We start from the raw sequence: 21,321 nt of genomic DNA, 5'->3' as shown, positions 1-21,321 counted from the left end.
ACGCCTAACCGTCAGTCTTGCCGCCCAGGCGGGCGTCCGGGATAGCCGGTCTATCGATCCTAAGTCTGATCTGACATTAACCAGGATTTGGCCTGTTCGAACTCGGCGGCGTCAAAAAACCGGGTCTCGGCGTTCACGAAACGCGAGCCGACTTTTTGGGCAATTTTCTGCCAGGCGCGGTCGCCGACGATGGCGGCCTTGTCCAGCAATGGAGCGTGGTCGTGGGCCAGCGAGAAATGTGCCCGAAAGGCCGACAACCCGTGCCAGCCATCAAATTCGCGCGCATCAATAAGCAGGCGGAACCCGTCCCGTTCGGCAAGCTTCGCATCCAGATCGCCTTGCAACCGGGCATAATCTTCGGGGCCCACTTTGCCGACCAGGTCGATCTGTAACACCGGGCCACCCAAGTCGCGGAGATGGGCCGCGCCCAGGGACTCTCGCAGCCAGCGTCGGGCCTCATCTGCTTGGCCAGAGTCAAACACCTGTATCGGGCAAGGCATGAGTGGTGCGAATGCGCGCACGGCGCTGGCCATCCACCCGCCGCTTACACATACTGCGGCGCGATCAAAACCCTGCCAATAATTCAGGCCAAGCTTCATATCGGCCCAGGCCGCGCCAGCGTCAAAAGTCAGGTCTTCGTCGACCAACACCAGCAAGCGTACTGTATCAGAGTCAGCCAGTGCTGCAGCCAGTGCCGGGGTCAGGACGTTGTCATAATCTGCCGCCGTGACAGTGCCGCTCATGCGCACCTCAAGCTGGCCGGATGTATTGGTGTCGATTACTTCGATCATGGCGATACCCTTCCCGCGTAAATCATCAAACAAACGCTAACAGTGTTGGGCCACCAGTCAAACCTGCAGTTATCGGATCCGACATCCTCAGGCTGATACCTGAATCCCGCCTGAAGTTGCGTTTTCAGCTCGACGTGTTCACCATGCGGTTCACGTGGCCCATCTTACGGCCGGGTTTGGTTTCGGTTTTGCCGTACAGGTGCAGGGCGGTGTTCGTTTCGCGGGCTAGGTCAGGCACGCGGTCCATATCGTCGCCGATCAGGTTTTCCATCACCACGTCCGAATGCCGCTTGCCATCGCCCAAAGGCCAGCCTGCCACCGCTCGGATATGTTGTTCGAACTGATCCACGGCGCAGCCATTCTGAGTCCAGTGTCCGGAATTATGGACGCGCGGCGCGATTTCGTTGACGATCAAGCCAGCGGGCGTAACGAACAGCTCGACCCCCAGCACGCCGACATAGTCCAGCGCGTTCAGGATATTTGCAGCGAGAAGCACGGCGTCCATGCGTTGCGGACCGCTGAGGCGGGCAGGGATGGTCGTGGTGCGCAGTATGCCATCGCGGTGTACGTTTTCGCCGGGATCGAAACAGGCGACATCGCCGGTCGGGCCGCGCGCTGCGATGACGGACACCTCATGTGTGAATTCAACGAACCCTTCCAGGATCGCCGGGGCCCCGGCCATGTCGGCCAATGCCGTTGGCGCGTCCTGAAACGCTTTGATGCGGGCCTGACCCTTGCCGTCATACCCGAACCGCCGCGTTTTCAGGATTGCGGGCGCGCCGATGGTGTCCAGTGCGGCGTCAAGGCTGGCCTGATCGGGGATGTCAGCAAAGGGCGCGGTTTTGAGCCCCAGTTCCTGCAGAAAGGCCTTTTCCGTCAAACGATCCTGACTGATACGCAGCGCTTCGCGGCCCGGACGGATGGGTTTATGTGCCTCAAGAATATCCAGCGCGTCAGTGGGGATGTTCTCAAACTCATAGGTAATGACATCGACCGAGGCGGCAAACGCCTCAAGCGCTGCGCGGTCATCATAGGCGGCTGTCGTTACTTGATCGGCCACCTGGCCCGCCGGGGGATTTTCACCGGGTTCATAAATGTGGGTCCTGAGACCAAGCCGGGACGCCGCGACCGACAGCATGCGGCCAAGTTGACCGCCGCCCAGAATACCAATCACAGAACCAGAGGTCAGGGGGTCAGTCATCTTGCGGCACCTCGGGGATCGAGGCGGACAGGGCGTCGCGCCACGCGTCAAGACGGTCGGCCAAAGCCGCGTCACTGGTGGCCAGAATACCGGCTGCCATCAAACCGGCATTGGCAGCACCCGCAGATCCGATGGCCATGGTGGCGACGGGAAACCCCTTGGGCATCTGCACGATGGAATAGAGGGAATCGACACCGGACAGTGCCCGCGTCTGTACCGGAACACCGATCACCGGCACGCGCGTCTTGGACGCCATCATGCCAGGCAAATGCGCAGCGCCGCCGGCGCCTGCAATGATCACCTTCAGTCCGCGCTGCGCAGCGGTCTTGCCATAGTCCCAAAGCCGGTCGGGTGTGCGATGGGCCGACACAATACGCGTCTCGTAAGGCACGCCAAGTTCGTCCAGTATGTGCGCGGCTTCCTTCATCGTTGGCCAGTCCGACTGACTGCCCATGATGATGCCCACTTCGATATCGGCCATGCCCTGTCCCCTTGATGGAAAGAGCGCGCACTATATCGGAATCATCGGGGTGGGCAATGCGTCGAATTTGGCTGCAAACGCCGGGTACAAGGGGCGGTTTTCGGGCGAAATCCGTGCCAATTTTCTGTATAGAACAGGGCAACTGCGGCTGACCAAGGTGGCGACATATGCTTGACCCATTCGGAACAGATATCTGGATCGCAGACGGGCCTGTGGTGACCGTACTGGGCTTTCGCTATCCCACCCGGATGGCCGTGATACGGTTGGCGGATGGGGGGCTGTTTGTCTGGTCACCTGTTGCTTTGACCGATGACCTTAAGACCAAAGTGACGGCGCTTGGCCCAGTCCGTCACATCGTCGCGCCAAATTCGTTGCACCATTTGTTTCTGCCTGAGTGGGTCAACGCCTTTCCCGAGGCCCTTGTGTCTGCGCCACCCGGATTGCGGGCAAAGCGCAAGGACATCGCCTTTGACGCCGATCTTGACGACAGGCCGCCACCTGATTGGGCTGGTGAGATCGACCAGGTGGTCATGCGCGGTAACAAGATCACCACCGAGGTCGTGTTTTTCCATCGCGCAAGCGGCACAATACTGTTCACCGACCTGTTGCAGCAATTCCCGTCTGGCTGGCACACTGGCTGGCGCGCGCTGATCGCCCGCTTGGATCTGATGGTCGAGGTTGAGCCCGCAGTGCCCCGCAAGTTTCGCTTGGCCTTCACCGATAAGGACGCGGCGCAGACAGGGCTGGCGCAGATCCGGTCGTGGCCTGCTGAACAGGTGTTGATGGCGCACGGCACGCCAGTAATCGAGAATGCTAAGGACTATCTGCGCCGCGCTTTCAACTGGCTTGCATAACGCGGCGCAACCGTGAACCATCCGACGAGAATCGACAGAGCCCGAGGTGTGAATGCTGCAGCTACGCCCCAATTGTGAACTCTGCGACTGTGATCTGCCACCCGACTCGGATGCGGCGCGGATCTGTTCTTACGAATGCACCTATTGCGCCAGTTGCGTTGAAACCGTGCTGCACAATGTTTGCCCGACGTGCGGCGGCGGTTTTGTTCCGCGCCCGATCCGTCCGCAAACGGCGTGGCGGCCTGAACTGAAGCTGGGTCTTCAGAACCACCCGGTATCCGAGACCCGACGCCATTCGAAATTCACACGGGATGACATCGATGCTCATGTCGCCAAAATTCGTGAAATTCCGCCCGAACAGCGCTGAAATCAGGCGATAATATCGGGGGTCAGGCGGTCTTCGATAAGCGATATCAGATCCTTAAGCCGCAGCTTTTGCTTTTTCAGGCGCCGAACTGTCAGCTGGTCGGCAGTGCCTTTGTCGACCAATGCGTGAATCGCTTCGTCCAGATCACGGTGTTGGCGGCGAAATACCTCAAGCTCGACGGTCAGAACGTCATCGGTTTTCATCGAAATATCGGTGGGTGCGTTCATGCGGCGACTCAACGTGAAGCTTCTGGTTTAGTGTCTAGGATACTCTGCCAAGTTGTTTTCGCCTAGCCCTTGTTAAATCTGCATATTCTTCCCATATTCTTAACAACGCGGTTGCCTGATGGGGCCGCGAGGACCGTCGCTTTGACATAAAGGACGTATGAGAGTGTCGAAACTTACCCTGGGCTCATACCCCCACATGCTGGGGTTCGAGCAATTGGAACGCCTTCTTGAACGCTCGGCGAAGTCGGGCAATGAAGGGTATCCGCCGTATAATATCGAACAGACGTCGGAGTTCTCCTATCGGATAACACTGGCTGTGGCCGGGTTTGCCGAACGGGATCTGTCGATCACGGTCGAAGACCGCCAACTGGTGATCCGAGGCCGTCAAAGCGATGACGATGAAGACCGGGTTTTCCTGCACCGCGGAATCGCCGGGCGTCAGTTCCAGCGCATGTTCGTGCTGGCCGATGGCGTCGATGTCGGCGAAGCGATCATGGAAAACGGATTGCTTCACGTCGATCTGACCCGATCACGGCCCGAAACCGTTGTTCAGACTATCAACATCAAGAAAGGGTAACGACAATGCATACACCTTTTGATTTCAACACCGAAGGCAACAGCATCGTTTATGTGAAAACAGTCGATGTGGCCGATCTGCCGGACGAAGTGCGGGCAGGGGCTGGCGACCTTGAACAGCTGTACGCGGTGCACGATGCAGACGGCAATCAGCTGGCGCTGGTGGTTGATCGCAAGCTGGCCTTTGTATTGGCGCGTCAACACGATATGACACCCGTCGCCGTCCACTAAACATGGCGGCCAAGTGCGGCATTCAAATGCCGCGCTTGGTGCGCTTAAAGGGCGGGTTCTTCGTGTGGCTGCGGTTTGCGCGAGAATATCTTGCGATAGGCACGCGGCGAGAACGCGAACCCAATCTGGCTGCGCAAAGTGGGCTGCATGTCGTCACTGACGCCCAACGGACCGTCACAGGGGCCGGGCAGGTAATAGGTTCCGAACATGCGGTCGAAGATGCAGAAGAATTCGGAAAAATTCTTGTCAAAAGCCTTTTCCTCGGCCGAATGGTGCCAACGGTGCATGGCCGGGGACACGATGTATTTGCCCAAAACGCCATAAGTCCAGGGCAGATTGGCATGGATGAAGAACCCATAGTAACCGCGCATCATTGAATTGAACAAAACCGCCCAGACCGGGAATCCCATGATCAGCATCGCGCTGCCAGCCAAACTGTGCACGGTCAGCAGGTTGATAGGATGCCAGCGCGCCGAGGTCAGCCAGGTCACTTCCGTATCAGAATGATGCACGGCGTGGGCTGGCCACAAAAGCGGCGTGTGCTCCAGCCTGTGACGCCAATAGCCAACGAAATCTCCAAAAAACAGCGCGAAGAACAGAACCAGCGGAACGGGCAGGGACTCCCACGTCGCGACCGAAAACAGCATCAACCCGTTGCTGTGGATCCAGTCGTACAGGGCGGTCACGACGATCGAAATCAACGGCATCGACACGGCGGCGTTAAACAGGATGATCTTCAGGGACAGTTCAGATTCTCGGGCAACCTGGCGCATGTCCGACATCCAGTGGTCTCGCCGAAACAGGATGGCAAGGACAAGAATGGCAAGGGCTGGCATGACCAGAAACCGCAAAGCGGCATACATGTTCAGGGCGCTGTCGATCAGCAATTGAAACAGGAAGTCCATTTTTCCTCGGCTCGCCACGGTTTGGGTATTGTTTCCAATATCTTCACAATGAATTGGGGCATCAGCGTGGCATCAAGTTGATAGATTTGGTCCAGGCACCGGAATGGGGGCCACAGGTTCGGTTGCGCCCGGACCGGGAAAACGGCAAGACTTGTCCGGCGAAACAGTGGTTCGGAGTGCGCAATGTCCAATTATCAGTTCGACTGGGTCGACGCCTTTACCGACAAGGCATTTGGCGGCAATGGCTGCGCAGTTGTTCATGATGGCGCTGGATTGTCTGTTGAGACCAGCACAGCGTTTGTCCGCGAAACGTCGTTGGTGGAATGCACGTTCACCGGCCCTTCAGATGTCGCCGACATCCGCGTTCGGTACTTTCTGGCCAGCCGCGAAATTCCGTTTGCCGGTCACCCGACGATTGCCACTGTGGAAGCAATGCGGTCGCGGGGGCTAATCGCGGGCGATCAGATGACGCTGGAAACCGGTGCTGGTCTGGTCAAGATCTCGCTCACGGGTGATCAGATTGAAATGACGCAGGTCGCGCCCAAGTTTGGCGCGCTGGCAGACCCGGCACAGGTGGCCGCCGTTTATGGGCTTGAACCCGACGCCATCATCGCCCCGCCGCAAGTCGTCTCGACAGGGTTGCCTTTCATTGTGACGGTTCTGCGCGATCACGATGCGCTGCGCCGTGCAGAACTGAACAACGATGTCCTGAACGCTCTTGTGGGTTCGTTGGGGCCGGATGCGATGGACGTTATGGAACCCTTTCTTGTGACGCTGACAGGGGCAACGGGGCAGGGCGATACGTTTTCGCGACTGTTACTGCCGGCACCCAATCCGCCAGAAGATCCGTTCACCGGATCGGCCACCGGGGCCATGGCGGCCTATCTCTGGCACCATGATCTGATGGCCAAGGACAGTTTCACCGCTGAGCAGGGGCACTGGCTGGGGCGTCCGGGGCAGGCCCGCGTCACCCGCGTTGGCTCCAACGATGCGATAACGGGTATCAAGGTGGCAGGCACGGGTTTTGTGCTGATGTCCGGCAACGTCAACCTGCCTGCCACCCCGTGACCCAAAACGAGGTCCAGATGTCAGAACCGGCGATTGTCGCCTTGGCCTATGGGATGGCCCTTGGCCCGTCGCTTGCCGCGACGCCTTTGAGCACGCTTGCTTGCCCGCATGGTTTGCCCGCCCGCCTTCAAGGCAAAACTGTGGGCGATCTTGAGCCGACGGATCACCTGATCATCTATCCCAAAACCTCGACGCATTACCGAATACGTCGTGGCACCTGTGCAAAGATATCTCTGATCCTGGGCGAACCGGCGGTCATTCATGCAAAGCATCACTGGTTGCTGCGCTGGACATATCGCCGGTTCCACCGGATTTTGACCTTCAATCAGGACCTGCTTGATCGCCTGCCGAATGCTCGGCTGTTCCCGCTGGGCACGACCTGGGTTCCCGAATGGCGTGACCTTGATACCACCAAGACGTCGATGTGTTCGCTGATCGCGTCGGCCAAGCGCGACACGGACGGCCACAAGCTGCGGCACGCCGTGGTGGATTGGATCACCCAAACCGGGCAACCGGTCGATATCATGGGCCGCGGCTATAAACCGTTTGAGCAAAAATCGGACGGTCTTGCGCCCTATCGCTATTCGGTTGTGATCGAGAACATGCCCGAGCGGAACTATTTTTCCGAAAAGCTGGTGGATGCCGTGTTGTGCGACACAGTGCCGATCTATTGGGGGTGTCCAAATCTGGAAGACTTCATGGACACGTCTGGGATTATTCGCTGCACTTCCCAGGCCGACATTCAACAGGCGATCCTGTCCATGTCTGAGGCTGAGTATGCCGCACGCTTGCCCAGGCTGCAGGCCATCAAGCCAACGATCGAAACCTATTGCGATATTGAAAGACGCGCTGCTGATCTGATCCGCTCAGAGCTCTGAAATCCAAGTCTTGAAACGCAAAACGGCCCGCCAATCTGGCGGGCCGTTTGTATTCTGTCAGATCAAAACCTTAGCTCAGGCCGATCAGACCCATGCTTTCCAGTTTCAGCAGAACCTGGTGTGCACAGTTGTCCACGTCAGTCCCTTCGGTTTCCAGACGCAGTTCGGGGTTTTCCGGAACGTCATAGGGGTCGGAGATCCCTGTGAATTCCTTGATCTTGCCAGCGCGGGCCAGCTTGTACAGACCCTTGCGATCACGCTTTTCGCATTCTTCGATCGAGGTGGCGACGTGTACTTCGACAAAGGCACCAAAGGCTTCGATGTCTTCACGAACCGCGCGGCGCGTGGTGGCATACGGTGCGATCGGGGCACAGATGGCGAGGCCGCCATTTTTGGTGATCTCGCTGGCCACATAGCCGATGCGACGGATGTTGAGGTCGCGGTGCTCTTTCGAGAAGCCCAGCTCGCTCGACAGGTTCTTACGAACCAGATCGCCGTCAAGCAGGGTCACCGGGCGACCGCCCATTTCCATCAGTTTGACCATAAGCGCGTTGGCAATGGTCGATTTGCCCGAGCCCGAGAAACCGGTGAAGAACACGGTAAAGCCCTGCTGGCTGCGTGGCGGTTTGGTGCGGCGCAGTTCCTTGACGACCTCGGGGAACGAGAACCATTCAGGAATCTCAAGACCTTCGGACAGACGGCGACGCAGTTCGGTGCCCGAGATGTTCAGGATTGTGATCTTATCCTTGTCTTCGATCTCGTCGATGGCTTCGTACTGAGCGCGTTCCTGCACCCACACCATGTGCTTGAAGTCGACCATTTCGCAGCCGATTTCGTCCTGGTGCTTGCGATACAGTTCCTGCGCGTCATAGGCGCCATAGAAATCGTCACCGGCGGAATTCTTGCCGGGGCCAGCATGGTCACGACCAACGATGAAATGGGTACAGCCGTGGTTGGCGCGGATCAGACCGTGCCAGACAGCTTCGCGCGGACCAGCCATACGCATCGCCAGGTTCAGCAGCGACATTGTGGTGGTGGCTGCCGGATATTTATCCAGAACCGCCTCATAGCAGCGCACGCGGGTAAAGTGGTCGACGTCGCCCGGCTTGGTCAGACCAACGACGGGATGGATCAGCAGGTTGGCCTGCGCTTCTTTCGCGGCGCGGAACGTCAGTTCCTGGTGGGCACGGTGCAGCGGGTTCCGGGTTTGGAACGCCACAATGCGGCGCCAGCCCAGCTTGCGGAAATAGGCGCGCAGTTCGTTCGGCGTGTCGCGACGGGCGCGGAAATCATAATGGATCGGCGGCTGCAGACCGGTGACGGGGCCACCCAGATACACTTTGCCAGCCGTGTTGTGCAGATAGTTAACGGCAGGGTGCGCGCTGTCATCGGCGCCAAACACCTTCTCGGCTTCTTTTGACTTGTCCGGCGTCCAGTTGTCGGTCACCGTCATGGTGGCCAGGATCACGCCTTCCTGATCGCGCAGGGCGATGTCTTCGCCAACTTCAACGCCTTCGGCAAATTCTTTGCTGACGTCGAGGGTGATTGGCATCGGCCACAGCGTGCCATCGGCCAAACGCATGTCGTCGACGACACCATTGTAATCAGCTTCGCCCAGAAAACCTTTGAGCGGGTTGAAGCCACCATTCATCAGCAACTCAAGGTCACAGATCTGGCGCGGGGACAGATCATGGCTCTTAAGCTCTGCGGCTTCGAGTTTCATTTTCTGTGCTGAGTCGGGGGAAACATAAAGCTCTGGGATCGGGGCCAGATTGCTAAGCATTGTCATTTCAAATCTCTCGATTGTCTTTGTGTCGCGCGAGCAAAAGCAACTCGTCCGTGGGCCGCATAGACCCATGCGTGGGTCAAAGTCTAGCGTCCGGTATCAGAAATTTTCCTTTTCGGCCATTTTGGCGCAGAATACGCGATAATTTGCCGGATATGCCATCATAACCCGTCTCAACGGCCATTTCAGGGCCTTGGTATCAGGGGTTCAAGAGGCCGCTGGCAGCCCATCAAGGGCCTGTTCCAGATCTGCCGCCTTGGTCATCGCAAGGGCCGTGATCGGATCGGGCACGCCACGCAGATCAAGTGTCATCAGATCAAACATTTGCGTGTCATAGCCCGCGCAGGTCAGAACCTCTTGCGAAACCAGCAACTCGACCCCGAGGTCCTTGGTTTTGCCTTCCAACCGGCTGGCGGCATTTACAGCTTCGCCGATAATGGTGCGCGGTGCGCGACCGGCGGCGCCAATTTCGCCCAGAACCAGTTCCCCCATATGCAGGCCCAGCCCGATCCGGATCGGGTCAATACCTTCGTCGGCCATCTGGTCGTTGAAGGCCGCCAGCGCCTGACCGATTCCGACTGCGGCGTGCAGACCGGCCTGGGCCGAGCTGTGTTCATCAGACGTTTCAAACACTGCCAGCAGACCGTCGCCGAGATATTTGTCAACGTCGCCCCCGGCACCAACAATTGGCGGCACGATCGCATCGAAGAACCGGTTCAGCAGGAAAACGACATCATAGGGCAGCTGCCCGGTGGTGCGCGCGGTAAACCCGCGCATATCGACGAACAGGATCGCCAAACGACGCTCACGCCCCTGACTGGCATGAGCGCGCCCGCGCTTGCCGTCCGGCAAGAAAACCCGGAACACGGTCGCAGGATGCGTGGGGCGGATTTGGCAGGCCAGCCGGGTCCCTGGCGAGGCATTGACCGCCCGCAGGCTGCGCAATTCGGCCTCGTTCGGGGGCTGCAACAGGTTTTCGCCGTCTTCGATCACGACCCGGCAGGTGGTGCACCGGCCCTTGCCGCCACATAGCGAAGTATGTGGCACACCGGCGGTCCGCGACATTTCAAGAAGGGTCAATCCTCGGGGTGCGAAGACCTCGGGTCCGTCCACATAGCGAATGCGCACAGACTTGCGGCGTGCAAGCAGACGCCGACCTACATAGACCAAAGCCGCTGCCGCCAGCAGGATGACGAACACCCAGAATCCTTGCTGCGCCATCCCGATCAGGGTCGCGAACGTCTCGGCATCAGGAAAATTAAAGTACTCTGCATATGCGGCTTGCAGGTCCGGGTCGGTGAACGCCTGCTTGATGCGGCGGCCTTCGGTCAAAAAGCCTGCCAGCGCGAAGGCGGGAACCAGAACCGCCAACCCGGCCAGCCAGTGTGTTGCCGCCTGCCATTTGGGCAGCACGCTCAACCACTTGTGCAACCCTATGCAGCCATGGATCCAGACGATCAGCAACAGCAGGCTTTGCCACCACCCGTCCAGCGAGCCCCAGATCAGCAGCATGATATAGCTCATCCGGTCATTGACCTCGAACACCTCATACGCGCCGCGCGTGTGGGTCATGTGTTCGATCAGCAAAAGCGGAATGGCCAGACCAAGGACCATCTGAACCGCTTCGGGCAGCGGCATCCGCAGGGTGCGCCGCATCGCCAGCGACCACAGCGCCAGCCCAGCATGGGTCAGAAAGGCACCATATAAAACCGCCGTCCCGACCGAACTGCGGGTGATGATCTGCCGCGCGGTCTGAAACCGATCCATCAGGTCAGGCGAAATCAACCCCAACCCGATATTCAGGAAATGAAACAGAGCGTACAGAAACAGGATCAATCCGGACACAATCCGCAGTCGCGTGACCCAGTTTCCCCGCCAGAGTATGTGCACAGCCTGCCTCGCCAAATTGCTTCACGTGACAGTGAGGCGCAGTGTGCTTCAGGTCAAGAAACCGAACTGCACAGTGGATGTTTGCAGAAGGGGAGACATCAGATTGCCGGTCTGGCGTTACTTGCAAAAAGAAAACACCTGCCGAGATCAGCAGGTGTTCGCCCGTAAAAATCAACTGGATCAGTCTTGTTCGGCCAGGAACCGTTCGGCATCCAAAGCAGCCATGCAGCCCATGCCAGCACTTGTGACGGCCTGACGGTACTTGTGATCCGTCAAATCGCCAGCCGCGAAAATACCCGGGATCGAGGTTTCGGTGGTGCCCGGTTTGACCTCGACATAGCCGCCATTGTGCATCTCAAGCACGTCTTTCACCAATTCGTTCGCTGGCGAATGGCCGATGGCGACGAACACACCCTTACAGGCGATCTCGGAAATCTCACCGGTTTTAACGTTTTTGACCTTCACGGCCTCGACGCCCAGCGGGGTATCGGTGCCGACAACTTCTTCCAACTGGTGGAACCAAAGCGGTTCGATCTTTGGGTTCTTGAACAGACGATCCTGCAGGATCTTTTCGGCGCGCAACTCGTCCCGGCGATGGATCAGAGTGACCTTCGAGGCGAAGTTGGTCAGAAACAGCGCCTCTTCCACGGCTGTGTTGCCGCCGCCGATCACAACGATTTCCTGCCCGCGATAAAAGAACCCGTCGCAGGTGGCGCAGGCCGAGACGCCGAAGCCCTTGAATTTTTCTTCCGACGGCAGGCCCAGCCATTTTGCACGCGCGCCGGTCGCCAGAATGACGGCATCGGCGGTATAGATCGTGCCGCTGTCGCCCTTGGCCGTGAAGGGCCGGGTCGACGTGTCCAGATCGCTGATGATATCGCCGATAACCTCGCAGCCCATTGCGGATGCGTGTTCCTGCATCTTGATCATCAGGTCAGGGCCCTGCACTTCGGTAAAGCCGGGGTAGTTTTCAACCTCGGTGGTGGTGGTCAGCTGTCCGCCGGGTTCGATGCCCTGAACCAGGATCGGCTCAAGCATGGCGCGGGCGGCATAGACGCCAGCGGTATATCCGGCCGGGCCGGATCCGATGATCAGAACTTTGGTGTGACGCGTCTCGGACATGGTTTTTTCCACAATTGTCAGCAGCAGGCGGGCAGGATGGCCCGGGGTCTCCTGCATATAGCTGCCGGGCAGGGCGGCTTAAACCCCCTGATCGCCTGCCTTTGAAACGGGCGGTCCGGATTTCATGAACGGATACATTGTTGCGCCGCAGCGAAATATTATTGCGCGTGCTGCGGTCGCTGCTATAAGAAACGCAATACGAGGGAGAGCGTTCATGGTCGCCACACGTCTAGATCCGATCGACAGAAAAATCCTGTCGGAACTGCAGGCTGACGGGCGGATGACCAATGTCGAACTGGCCAAACGGGTCGGGATTTCGGCCCCGCCCTGTCTGCGCCGCGTCCGCACATTGGAAGAATCGGGGCTGATCAAGGGCTACCACGCCGAGGTCGACTCGCGTGAACTCGGGTTCGAGGTTCAGGTGTTCGCCATGGTCGGGCTCGACAGTCAGGCCGAAGCAGAACTCAGCCGATTCGAAGAACGCTGCCGTAGCTGGCCGCTGGTCCGCGAATGCCACATGTTGAATGGCGAGGTTGATTTCATGCTGAAATGCGTGGCCCCTGACCTCAGCAGTTTTCAAAGCTTTCTGACCGAAGAATTGTTGACCGCACCCAATGTGTCGAGCGTCAAGACCTCGCTTGTCATCCGCTGCGCCAAGGATGACCCGGGCGTGCCGTTTGAGGTGTTGGAAGAACGACTAAGCCGCAGCGCCTGATCGCGCCACGGCTTGTACCCCTCACTCACAATCTGTCGTTAGATTGCGTCGATCTGGCCTTCGCCTGCGCGCGCGAAGATCTGCGGACCAAAGTCCGTCAGTTTGTCGATATGCGTGAACAGCCCCAGATAGATCGACCGCATCGCATGGCTCATCGTGCGCAGCGCGTTGACGCCGGGATGATAGGTTTCGAACTCCAGACCGGCGACATTGATGAGCGCATGGCGTGGCAGGCAGATGTGGAACAATTGCACCGCAGTCGGTGGCGCCGTGTCGATGACGTTTGTACCGTCCTGAAACTCCTGCACAGGGGTCAGCATGGGTTTTCCGCCTGCCAGCGATTGCAGCCGTCCCGGGGTTTTCAGAAGACGCGCTGACGGGCCTGTCATGATGTAGGACAATGGGCGCTGCATGCCAAAGCTGTCGGCCATGATGCGGGTCAGACGTATGCTGCGGCCTGTTGGATCAACCCGACGCGGCACGACATTTGTGCTGCCTTTCCACACAACCGGCTGAGGAGTGCCGTCCTGCGTCATGACCTTGTCACCCGGCAGAATGTCCTCGATCGCCATTGGCCCCAGATCGGTGTTGATCATGGTGCCACGGGAGAAGGCGCAAAACGCGTCTTCGAACAATGGCAAGGCCGGGGCGATGTGGCGGGTGTCTGCAATCTGACCATTCGGCAGAAGGGAGCTGACTTCATAGCGTCGTAGTTGAGGACGGTTGCGTCCCCGCAGGGCCGCAGGATCGTGCAGGACCGCGCTGGTGTCGATGGCATTCTGCGCAGCCCGCGCTAGCGAGTGGGGGATCGTGGACATAGGTATACCGGCCCTTTCGAATCGGGTCGCATCTGCGTCGGCCCCCACCGACAACGACAGAACGACACTGTTAATTTGGCGTCTTCTGTTCTGACCGTAGGAAGAGCGAATTTGATTGGAATTGTCAAAAACTAACGTTGGATTGACCCTGAAGCCGGGACCAATTCACAGCGTTGGCAATTTCTGTTTCCAAAAACGACCGCAATGATCGTTCGTGACGCTGTTTCGCATCAGATAACTGATTCTCCGTGGGCCCGTCCCGCCCACGTTTGCGGGCGGGACGGCCACTTGTGCCTAACTTGGGACAAATTGGCAGCGTCCATCGGTCAGGTCTTTGGAGGCGATCAGAAAGGCGTTCCGCGAAAACCGGTGGCGTCAGGCCGTTTGGCGACGCGGCACCACATCGGCAGAACCAACGGTTTTACGGGGCTTTCGGCTCCACGGCATCTGCGTATCGCAGGTTTTTGCGGTCTGTAAGACAGATTTGATGAACCGTGCATTGGATTTCATAACTGACGCTCCCGTATAACTGGTTGACCCCAATATCCCGTCACAATGCGGCAACGGTTTGGCTTGGGCGGGGTGATTTTCGGCAGTGTTAGGCATTTTTGCGGCCTGACTGTGAATCGCGTCAGATGGCCTGAATGGGTTGATTTCAAGCCAGTTTCAGGGACGGCCCTGTTGCGAATTGGCGTCTTGCTGATCGGAAGTGGACCAATTGTGGCGATGGCGTCGCGGTCAACGCCAAAAAACGGATCCGATTTGCCGCCATGACTGTACCTGCCAAACGGCTTCAGATCCTAAAAGCTGGTGATGTCCAAAAGACCGGGAATCATCCCGCCAAACCCCAGGAGCTGCGTGTGAAATCGAAGGGCAATCGCCCTGACCAGCCCAGTGGCCCTGCGGTCAAAGCCGAATGGCAGAGATCAGACGTCCATAATCGGCTTCACGCGCATGCGTGCTGCGCCGGTACGAATAGAATCTGTCTTCATCAAAATAGGTGCAGTGCCGGTTCCAGTCCGCGATGCCGACACCTGTGCTACGCAGCCGGTGCAGGCCGAACGCCGGAAGGTCGAATTGCATCCGGTCGCCTTCGCCCCCGGCAAAGAACCGGGCATAGTCCGGGTCTTCCATCATGAACGTCTCAAAGAACTCAGGCCCGACCTCATAGGCGCGTTGCGAGATCGACGGGCCGATCACCGCCACGACGTTCGCACGATCGGCCCCCAGCGCTTCCATCGCGTCCACCGTGGCCTCCAAGACACCGTCCAGCGCGCCGCGCCATCCGGCATGGGCGGCACCGATCACCTGGGCGTCGTGATCCGCAAACAGCACCGGTTGGCAATCGGCGGTCAGGATCGACAGGGCGATGCCCGGTGTCGATGTTACCAAAGCGTCGGCCTTTGGCCGTTCGCTTGTGGCTTGGGTCACTGTGACGACGTCCGCTGAATGCACCTGATGCACCCCGACAAGCGCGGACTTTTCGACGTCCATGGCTTCGGCCACGCGTTGGCGGTTGATTTCGACCGCCGCGCTTTGATCAGACGACCCACTGCCGCAATTCAGCCCTGAAAACACGCCTGAAGAGGCGCCGCCTTTGCGGGTAAAGAACCCGTGGCGCACAGGGGTCAGGTGTTCAGAGGTCAGAATTTCCAGTGTCATGGATCCAGTCCCGGGGGCGGTGTGCCGCGTACTGGGAACAGACCCAGCACTTTGAACAGGTTTCCCATTTCCTCGGGGTGCGTCAACCTGCGATGTGCCTGTATCAGATCGTTTAGCGCCGCACCGCTCAGTGGCTGGGCCAATGCCTGCGCCCGCTGAGTGATCCCCAACCGTTCCAGAAACATGCCCTGAGGCGTGACCTTTGAATGCGCGCAATTCGCTGCACGGGCCGCATGGCACAGGGGTTCGAAATCGACATGGGCTGTCAGATCGGCGGCCCCTGGTGTCTCCAGCGGGTCGACCGGCGCATGATCCGTCAACGCTTGGAGCGTATCCCCCAACGACCGCCAGTCGCCATAATCTACGATCAGCGCCGCGCCGCCATGGGCGGCGATCCGGGTGCCGATCACGTCGATCACGGTCAAAGCGGCGGCGCAGAGCTCAACCAGATCGCCGTCACTGGTATCATCCAGACGATGCGCCAGCGCGGGCTGCGCGCCGGGGCTGCCAAGCCCGAAGTGCAGCTTTCCCTCGTCCAGCCCGATCAACCGTTCGGCCCACCCGGCGTCCTTGCGCACGAACTGGCGGATCGGCAAAGCGTCGAAAAACTCGTTGGCGACAAGAAACAGCGGCTGATCTGGCAAATCGGAAACCGCATCCAGCCAGCGTGGTGTGTAAGACTCCAAGGCCTTGGCCTGTTTGTCGCGCAAGGTCGGTGACGCTTCGATCAGGCATAGGTCCATAGCGGCATGAAACCCTGCAACGCCCCGCGTCGCGCGCAGCAGATCGGCCATCAGCGTCCCGCGCCCGGGCCCCAACTCAGCTAGCGTGAATTTCGCAGGTTGCCCCTGATCCACCCAGGCCTGTGCCAGCGACAGGCCAATCAGCTCGCCAAACATCTGGCTGATCTCGGGCGCGGTGGTGAAATCACCGGCTTGGCCCAACGGATCACGGGTCGTGTAATACCCGAACTCGGGATGGAGCAGGCAGTCCGTCATATAGTCGCCAACGGTGATCGGCCCGGACAGATGAATGCGGGCGATTAGTTTGCCTTTCAAACTCATGCAGCGGCCCGCATGGCGCGCCAGATGAAAAACGCCCCCAAAGCGATCATTGGCACCGATAGCATCTGTCCCATGGTCAGGCCATAGCCACCCATATGCCATGCCAGCCCCAGCGGATTGCCCGGTGTGACGAACTGCGCATCGGGCTGGCGAAAAAACTCGACAATAAAGCGGCTGATCCCGTACCCGGCAAAGAACGTGCCCAGAACCAGTCCCGGCCGTTTCAACGCGCCCCGCCGGTACACCATCCACAGAAGCAACGCGCCCAGCAACAGCCCTTCAAGCCCCGCCTCGTACAGTTGCGAGGGATGCCGCGCGCACGGCCCTTCGACACCCGGACAATGCTGTGCGAAAGGGCCGGGAAAGATCACGCCCCAGGGCGCATCCGTGGCACGCCCCCACAGCTCGGCATTGATGAAATTTGCCAACCGGCCCAGCATCAGCCCCGGCGCGACCGTATGTGCGATCAGATCGGCCGCGCCCAGACGCGAGATGCCTTGCTGACGTGTATAAAGCCAACTGGCCACAATCACGCCCAGCAATCCGCCGTGAAATGCCATGCCGCCTTGCCAGACCATCAGGATCTCGGCCGGATTCTGCAGGTAATAGGCTGGCTGATAGAACAGAACGAAGCCAAGCCGCCCGCCCAAAATTACACCCAAGATGATCCAGGTCAGCAAGTCTTCGATCTGTTTGGGCGTCATCGGCGGCGTGTCGTCACGCCACAAGGCAGGCCGTTTTACCGCAGCCACACCCAGCCGCCAGGCGATCAGGATGCCCGCGATATAGGCCAACGCATACCAGCGCAAAGCGAACTCCATCCCGAACAACGAGATCGAGAACAATTCGGGCGAAAAATTCGGGAAAGGAATGGCTGCTTTCATGTGCGCCTCAATGCCTTTGCGACCGGGGCGAAGTCAACCTTGCCACCGGACGTTCCCATCCCCATATAAGGTCCAACTCTGAGAGGGAGATGACAGATGCAAACCCGGAACAAGATGCTGGACGACATTTCTCAGCTGATGACCAATGCCATGGGCGTCGCGCAAGGCGCCAAGGACGAGGCCGAGACCGCGATGAAAGGCATGCTGGACCGCTGGCTGGCAGATCGTGATTTCGTCACCCGCGAAGAATTCGACGCGGTCCGCGCCATGGCCCAGAAAGCCCGCGAAGAAAACGCTGAAATGACAGCCCGTATTACATTGCTTGAAGCCAAACTGGCCGATAGCGAATAACGCCAAACAGGGCACCGGATAGGTCAAAAGGCGCTTTCCGGATGCGGGAGGCGCCTTTCGGTTTTCTGACGTGATGCTGACGAAATCACGCAAATGCGGGCGGGCCTGCAAAATGCGACACGGGCTGCGCATGCGGAACATGACAATATTTTGACCGTTTGTGCGCTCTGTCCACAACTTATTGCTGTTATCCCCAAAAATAGGGCTTGCCAGAGCACGGCGACACAACGCACCATATATAGTATAAACACGGGGGATCGCCCCGGTTTGTAGAGCAGGCACCTAGCGCTTGGGGCGCTCTTCGCCCCGAACCGCTAAAGACCAGTGAGGTGGCACCATGGCCCTTTCCGAACAGTATCTGGAAGAAGACATCCATCCCATCGACATCGTCGAGCACATCGCCGAGCATCACGATTGGGATTTCGACCGCATCGGCGACGACCAAATCGCGATGGCCGTCGAAGGACAATGGCGCACGTATTCCATCACTCTGGCCTGGTCGGGCTATGACGAAACCCTGCGTATGGTCTGCACCTTTGAAATGGAGCCGCCCGAAGAAAAGCTGGGCAAGCTGTATGAACTTGTCAACGCGATGAACGACCAGTGCTGGGCCGGTGCCTTTACCTATTGGGCCGAACAAAAGTTGATGGTTTATCGCTATGGTCTGGTTCTGACCGGCGGTCAGACCGCCAGCCCGGAACAGATCGACACGATGATCAACACAGCCGTCACCAGCGCTGAGCGCTATTACCCGGCGATCCAGATGCTGGTCTGGGCCGATCGCACTCCCAAGGATGCGATGCAGGTCGCCATTGCAGAGGCGTATGGCCGCGCGTAAAACCGGGCCCTGAACCACACAAAGGCGAGGGGCTGCTCATGGACATGACACGGATCTCGGATCAGGGGCTGGTGCTTCTGGGCTGCGGCAAGATGGGCTCGGCGATGCTGGCCGGATGGTTGGATCGCGGGCTGAACCCCGGCTCGGTCTGGGTGATTGACCCGTACCCTTCGGACTGGCTCAAGGCGCAGGGCGTCAACATCAATGCGCCATTGCCCGAAGCCCCGGCCATCGTTCTGATCGCAGTCAAACCCCAGATGATGGCCGAAGCGTTGCCGGCACTGCGCCCGCTTGCTGACAGCGATACGCTGTTCGTCTCGGTCGCGGCGGGCACGCCCATCTCGGCCTACGAGGCCGCGCTGGGCGCAAACAGCACGATTATTCGGGCAATGCCCAACACCCCTGCAGCTGTCGGGCGCGGGATTACGGCGCTGATCGGCAATGCGCAGGTCGGTGAGGACGAACTCAACACGGCCGAAGCGCTGTTGTCAGCCGTCGGCCAGACCGTCCGCCTGGATTCTGAAACGCAGATGGATGCCGTGACGGGCGTCAGCGGGTCCGGCCCGGCTTACGTGTTTCACCTGATCGAAACATTGGCCGCAGCGGGCGAGGCGCAGGGTCTGCCAGCCGCGCTTGCCATGCAACTGGCCAAGGCGACCGTCGCCGGGGCAGGGGCATTGGCCGAGACCGCGGCAGAAGACCCTGCACAGCTGCGCGTCAACGTGACCAGCCCCAACGGCACCACACAGGCCGCGCTTGAGGTGCTGATGCAGGAAGATACCGGTTTCCCAAACCTCCTGCGTCGCGCCGTCAAGGCCGCGACCGACCGATCAAAGGAACTGTCCCGTGGCTGAGATCTCATTCGATGACTTTATGAAGGTCGATATCCGCGTCGGCACGATCACCCGCGCCGAACCGTACCCGGAAGCGCGCAAACCCGCGATCAAACTATGGGTCGATTTCGGCGGTGACATTGGTGAACGCAAATCCTCGGCCCAGATCACCAAACACTACACCCCCGAGGGCTTGATCGGTAAGCAGGTCATGGCTGTCGTCAACTTCCCGCCCCGCCAGATTGGCAAGTTCATGTCCGAGATTCTGGTGCTGGGCCTGCCGGATGACGACGGCGAAATCGTTCTGGTCGGGCCTGACGGCCCGGTTCCGGATGGCGGGCGCATGCACTGACGGCTATTGGCGCGACAGAATACCCTGCGACAGGATCTGCCCACCGATCTTGCGCTGCAGCGCATAGGCGATGGTGCCATCGGATAACGGGGTCAGCGCAACAATGCCGCCGTCCCTGCAGCGGCCTTTGACCACAGTCAGGGTTTCAAGGAAATAATGCGTTGCGCCGCGCGTCTCGACATGCGCCAACCGCCCGCCACACTGCAGATCAGGGTAAGTCACGTTGGAGGCAATGACGTTCAGCGAAATCGACGCCGAATAAGGCGGCTGGCCGAGGGCTTTCAGCTGTCCTGAAAAGCTCTGCGTGTGCCGCTCATAGAAGGCGCCCAGCGATAGTATCTGAGGAACGGCCTTTTGTGGTGCCGCAGGGCTGACTTTGCGGGGCTGCGCCTTGATAATCCGATGCCGGTCTTGCCCGAACCCCTGTCCCGACCATGCAAGCCAGTTTTCCGAGTGCACATAAAGACCCCCGGTCAACGGCGCGACGACGGCCCGGGTTTTCAGGGTGCCGTCATCAAAGAACACCCGAACGAAAACGCGAACCGGGCGGCGGTCTCCGGACTCGAAACTCTGGTTGGCAAGCCGACCCTTGGTGTTGAACCTGACCGAACAATCGGTATGCGACCAGAACCCGCGTTCACCCGGTTTGTCGACAAACCGCCATGGCGACGGCACAGCACATTTCATTTCATAGACCGGAACCCAACCGCGGTCGGTTCGGGTCAGCCCATCAAAGGTTTGTCCCGCCAGAAATCTGTTGATCTCGGTTTGGCGGGCCTTGATCGCCTGTTCACGGGCCTGTGTCGCCTGAACATCGCGCCGGTACAGCGCCACAGCGTTCTGCGCGAAACTGTCAAACGCCGGAGACGGGACAACCAAAGCGGCCGCTGGCAGCGCTTTTCGCAGCTTTCCGCCGGGCAGGGTCGGGTCGATCCCGCCCGTCAGATCAAAGCCGCGCGCTGTCTTGGTGAATTTCAGTTCGGACTGAAATGCCACGCGGTAACCGGCGGGCACGGCCACCGTGTATTCCTCCGGTATCAAGCCGTTGCGATGCGCCCGCGCTGCGGCGGCAATCGCGACGCCGACCTTTGCCTGCGGCACACCTTTGCTGATCAGCTCACGTGCCAGATCTTGCTGGTCAGATTTTTTGAACAAGGGGTCCTGCAATACCAGCGACCCGGCAAGGCTGATCCAGCCTTTGCCCGTCGCGCCACCAAAGGCTTTGTAGTCGATAACGCCCAGATTAAAGACCCGCAGGCGTCCGGCCCCGGATATCTGGTGTTCAAGGTGATTTCGGATTTCTAATCGGGTGGGTGTCTGTTGCGCAGCCGCAGGGCTTGCAAGGCACAGGATGAACAACAGATATGCGACACGGCGAAACAACATGACAGCCTCCGGGATTTGGTCGGAACTATGTCTACCAAAGA

24 protein-coding genes are annotated in these 21,321 nt (G+C 59.2%); 11 read left to right on the top strand and 13 right to left on the bottom strand.

Annotated features, from left to right (window positions below):
- Window positions 1-59: 59 nt before the first annotated feature.
- The 3 genes from FOY56_RS02490 to purE form a co-directional block, all read right to left on the bottom strand.
- Window positions 60-791, bottom strand: a complete 732-nt coding sequence (locus tag FOY56_RS02490) for a SpoIIAA family protein (RefSeq protein ID WP_246139393.1) — start codon at window positions 789-791, stop codon at window positions 60-62.
- A gap of 124 nt (window positions 792-915) precedes the next feature.
- The gene (locus FOY56_RS02485) at window positions 916-1,992 is read right to left on the bottom strand and encodes a 5-(carboxyamino)imidazole ribonucleotide synthase (protein ID WP_146344208.1); all 1,077 of its coding nucleotides are present in this window, start codon (window positions 1,990-1,992) and stop codon (window positions 916-918) included.
- Window positions 1,985-2,473: a 5-(carboxyamino)imidazole ribonucleotide mutase gene (gene purE / locus FOY56_RS02480; RefSeq protein ID WP_146344207.1), complete on the bottom strand. Its 489-nt coding sequence runs from the start codon at window positions 2,471-2,473 to the stop codon at window positions 1,985-1,987. The genes FOY56_RS02485 and purE overlap by 8 nt, the downstream gene beginning before the upstream one ends.
- 167 nt (window positions 2,474-2,640) lie before the next feature.
- Between purE and FOY56_RS02475 the strand changes: the two genes are divergently transcribed.
- Window positions 2,641-3,327 (top strand): DUF4336 domain-containing protein, encoded by a 687-nt coding sequence (locus FOY56_RS02475; protein WP_146344206.1) that lies wholly within the window; start codon window positions 2,641-2,643, stop codon window positions 3,325-3,327.
- Between the two features lie 52 nt (window positions 3,328-3,379).
- Entirely contained in the window at window positions 3,380-3,694 is a 315-nt protein-coding gene (locus FOY56_RS02470; protein ID WP_146344205.1) for a DUF1272 domain-containing protein, read from the top strand.
- Window positions 3,695-3,696: 2 nt separating this feature from the next.
- Here FOY56_RS02470 and FOY56_RS02465 read toward each other — a convergent pair whose 3' ends face one another.
- Complete coding sequence (locus tag FOY56_RS02465; protein WP_146344204.1) at window positions 3,697-3,921, bottom strand: YdcH family protein; 225 nt, start codon at window positions 3,919-3,921, stop codon at window positions 3,697-3,699.
- A 163-nt stretch (window positions 3,922-4,084) separates the two neighbouring features.
- Here FOY56_RS02465 and FOY56_RS02460 point away from each other — a divergent pair, with 163 nt between their 5' ends.
- Together FOY56_RS02460 and FOY56_RS02455 are read left to right on the top strand one after the other, a co-directional pair.
- A complete protein-coding gene (locus FOY56_RS02460; RefSeq protein ID WP_146344203.1) occupies window positions 4,085-4,498 on the top strand; it encodes an Hsp20 family protein in 414 nt (137 codons plus the stop codon).
- A 5-nt stretch (window positions 4,499-4,503) separates the two neighbouring features.
- Window positions 4,504-4,728: a DUF1150 family protein gene (locus tag FOY56_RS02455; protein ID WP_146344202.1), complete on the top strand. Its 225-nt coding sequence runs from the start codon at window positions 4,504-4,506 to the stop codon at window positions 4,726-4,728.
- A 44-nt stretch (window positions 4,729-4,772) separates the two neighbouring features.
- On the opposite strand, the gene FOY56_RS02450 is transcribed toward FOY56_RS02455, so the two are convergent.
- Window positions 4,773-5,633, bottom strand: coding sequence for a sterol desaturase family protein (locus FOY56_RS02450; protein ID WP_146344201.1), 861 nt, complete (start codon window positions 5,631-5,633; stop codon window positions 4,773-4,775).
- A gap of 183 nt (window positions 5,634-5,816) precedes the next feature.
- On the opposite strand from FOY56_RS02450, the gene FOY56_RS02445 reads away from it, so the two are divergent.
- Complete coding sequence (locus FOY56_RS02445; RefSeq protein ID WP_146344200.1) at window positions 5,817-6,701, top strand: PhzF family phenazine biosynthesis protein; 885 nt, start codon at window positions 5,817-5,819, stop codon at window positions 6,699-6,701.
- Window positions 6,702-6,718: 17 nt separating this feature from the next.
- The gene (locus tag FOY56_RS02440; protein WP_146344199.1) at window positions 6,719-7,579 is read left to right on the top strand and encodes a glycosyltransferase family 10 domain-containing protein; all 861 of its coding nucleotides are present in this window, start codon (window positions 6,719-6,721) and stop codon (window positions 7,577-7,579) included.
- A 70-nt stretch (window positions 7,580-7,649) separates the two neighbouring features.
- Here the strand turns inward: FOY56_RS02440 and FOY56_RS02435 are convergent, their stop codons facing one another.
- From FOY56_RS02435 to trxB, 3 genes are all read right to left on the bottom strand, one after another.
- Window positions 7,650-9,368: a bifunctional sulfate adenylyltransferase/adenylylsulfate kinase gene (locus FOY56_RS02435; RefSeq protein WP_146344198.1), complete on the bottom strand. Its 1,719-nt coding sequence runs from the start codon at window positions 9,366-9,368 to the stop codon at window positions 7,650-7,652.
- 204 nt (window positions 9,369-9,572) lie between these two features.
- Window positions 9,573-11,255 carry an adenylate/guanylate cyclase domain-containing protein gene (locus FOY56_RS02430; RefSeq protein WP_246139392.1) on the bottom strand — a complete coding sequence of 561 codons (1,683 nt, stop codon included), beginning with the start codon at window positions 11,253-11,255 and terminating at the stop codon, window positions 9,573-9,575.
- 180 nt (window positions 11,256-11,435) lie between these two features.
- Entirely contained in the window at window positions 11,436-12,377 is a 942-nt protein-coding gene (trxB, locus tag FOY56_RS02425; RefSeq protein ID WP_146344197.1) for a thioredoxin-disulfide reductase, read from the bottom strand.
- A 214-nt stretch (window positions 12,378-12,591) separates the two neighbouring features.
- Here trxB and FOY56_RS02420 point away from each other — a divergent pair, with 214 nt between their 5' ends.
- Window positions 12,592-13,092 carry an Lrp/AsnC family transcriptional regulator gene (locus FOY56_RS02420; RefSeq protein WP_146344196.1) on the top strand — a complete coding sequence of 167 codons (501 nt, stop codon included), beginning with the start codon at window positions 12,592-12,594 and terminating at the stop codon, window positions 13,090-13,092.
- A 38-nt stretch (window positions 13,093-13,130) separates the two neighbouring features.
- Here FOY56_RS02420 and FOY56_RS02415 read toward each other — a convergent pair whose 3' ends face one another.
- The 4 genes from FOY56_RS02415 to lgt form a co-directional block, all read right to left on the bottom strand.
- Complete coding sequence (locus FOY56_RS02415) at window positions 13,131-13,910, bottom strand: Hint domain-containing protein (protein WP_146344195.1); 780 nt, start codon at window positions 13,908-13,910, stop codon at window positions 13,131-13,133.
- Between the two features lie 906 nt (window positions 13,911-14,816).
- Entirely contained in the window at window positions 14,817-15,572 is a 756-nt protein-coding gene (gene pgeF / locus FOY56_RS02410) for a peptidoglycan editing factor PgeF (protein ID WP_146344194.1), read from the bottom strand.
- Window positions 15,569-16,636 (bottom strand): class I SAM-dependent methyltransferase, encoded by a 1,068-nt coding sequence (locus tag FOY56_RS02405; protein WP_146344193.1) that lies wholly within the window; start codon window positions 16,634-16,636, stop codon window positions 15,569-15,571. Before FOY56_RS02405 ends, pgeF begins: the two co-directional genes overlap by 4 nt.
- Window positions 16,633-17,520 (bottom strand): prolipoprotein diacylglyceryl transferase, encoded by an 888-nt coding sequence (gene lgt / locus FOY56_RS02400; protein ID WP_146344192.1) that lies wholly within the window; start codon window positions 17,518-17,520, stop codon window positions 16,633-16,635. Before lgt ends, FOY56_RS02405 begins: the two co-directional genes overlap by 4 nt.
- Window positions 17,521-17,616: 96 nt before the next feature.
- On the opposite strand from lgt, the gene FOY56_RS02395 reads away from it, so the two are divergent.
- The 4 genes from FOY56_RS02395 (at window position 17,617) to FOY56_RS02380 (ending at window position 19,894) form a co-directional block, all read left to right on the top strand.
- Entirely contained in the window at window positions 17,617-17,871 is a 255-nt protein-coding gene (locus tag FOY56_RS02395; protein WP_146344191.1) for an accessory factor UbiK family protein, read from the top strand.
- 337 nt (window positions 17,872-18,208) lie between these two features.
- Entirely contained in the window at window positions 18,209-18,709 is a 501-nt protein-coding gene (locus FOY56_RS02390) for a type III secretion system chaperone family protein (RefSeq protein ID WP_146344190.1), read from the top strand.
- 38 nt (window positions 18,710-18,747) lie between these two features.
- A complete protein-coding gene (gene proC / locus FOY56_RS02385) occupies window positions 18,748-19,563 on the top strand; it encodes a pyrroline-5-carboxylate reductase (protein ID WP_146344189.1) in 816 nt (271 codons plus the stop codon).
- Window positions 19,556-19,894, top strand: a complete 339-nt coding sequence (locus FOY56_RS02380; RefSeq protein ID WP_146344188.1) for a tRNA-binding protein — start codon at window positions 19,556-19,558, stop codon at window positions 19,892-19,894. The genes proC and FOY56_RS02380 overlap by 8 nt, the downstream gene beginning before the upstream one ends.
- A gap of 3 nt (window positions 19,895-19,897) precedes the next feature.
- Here the strand turns inward: FOY56_RS02380 and FOY56_RS02375 are convergent, their stop codons facing one another.
- Window positions 19,898-21,280 carry a hypothetical protein gene (locus FOY56_RS02375; RefSeq protein ID WP_146344187.1) on the bottom strand — a complete coding sequence of 461 codons (1,383 nt, stop codon included), beginning with the start codon at window positions 21,278-21,280 and terminating at the stop codon, window positions 19,898-19,900.
- Window positions 21,281-21,321 lie beyond the last annotated feature (41 nt).

The sequence above is a fragment of the Falsiphaeobacter marinintestinus genome (genome assembly GCF_007923355.1).
Classification (GTDB): Bacteria; Pseudomonadota; Alphaproteobacteria; order Rhodobacterales; family Rhodobacteraceae; genus Phaeobacter_A; species Phaeobacter_A marinintestinus.
The sequence above is the reverse complement of the archived record's forward strand: the minus strand, read 5'-3'. Positions and strand labels throughout refer to the sequence as shown.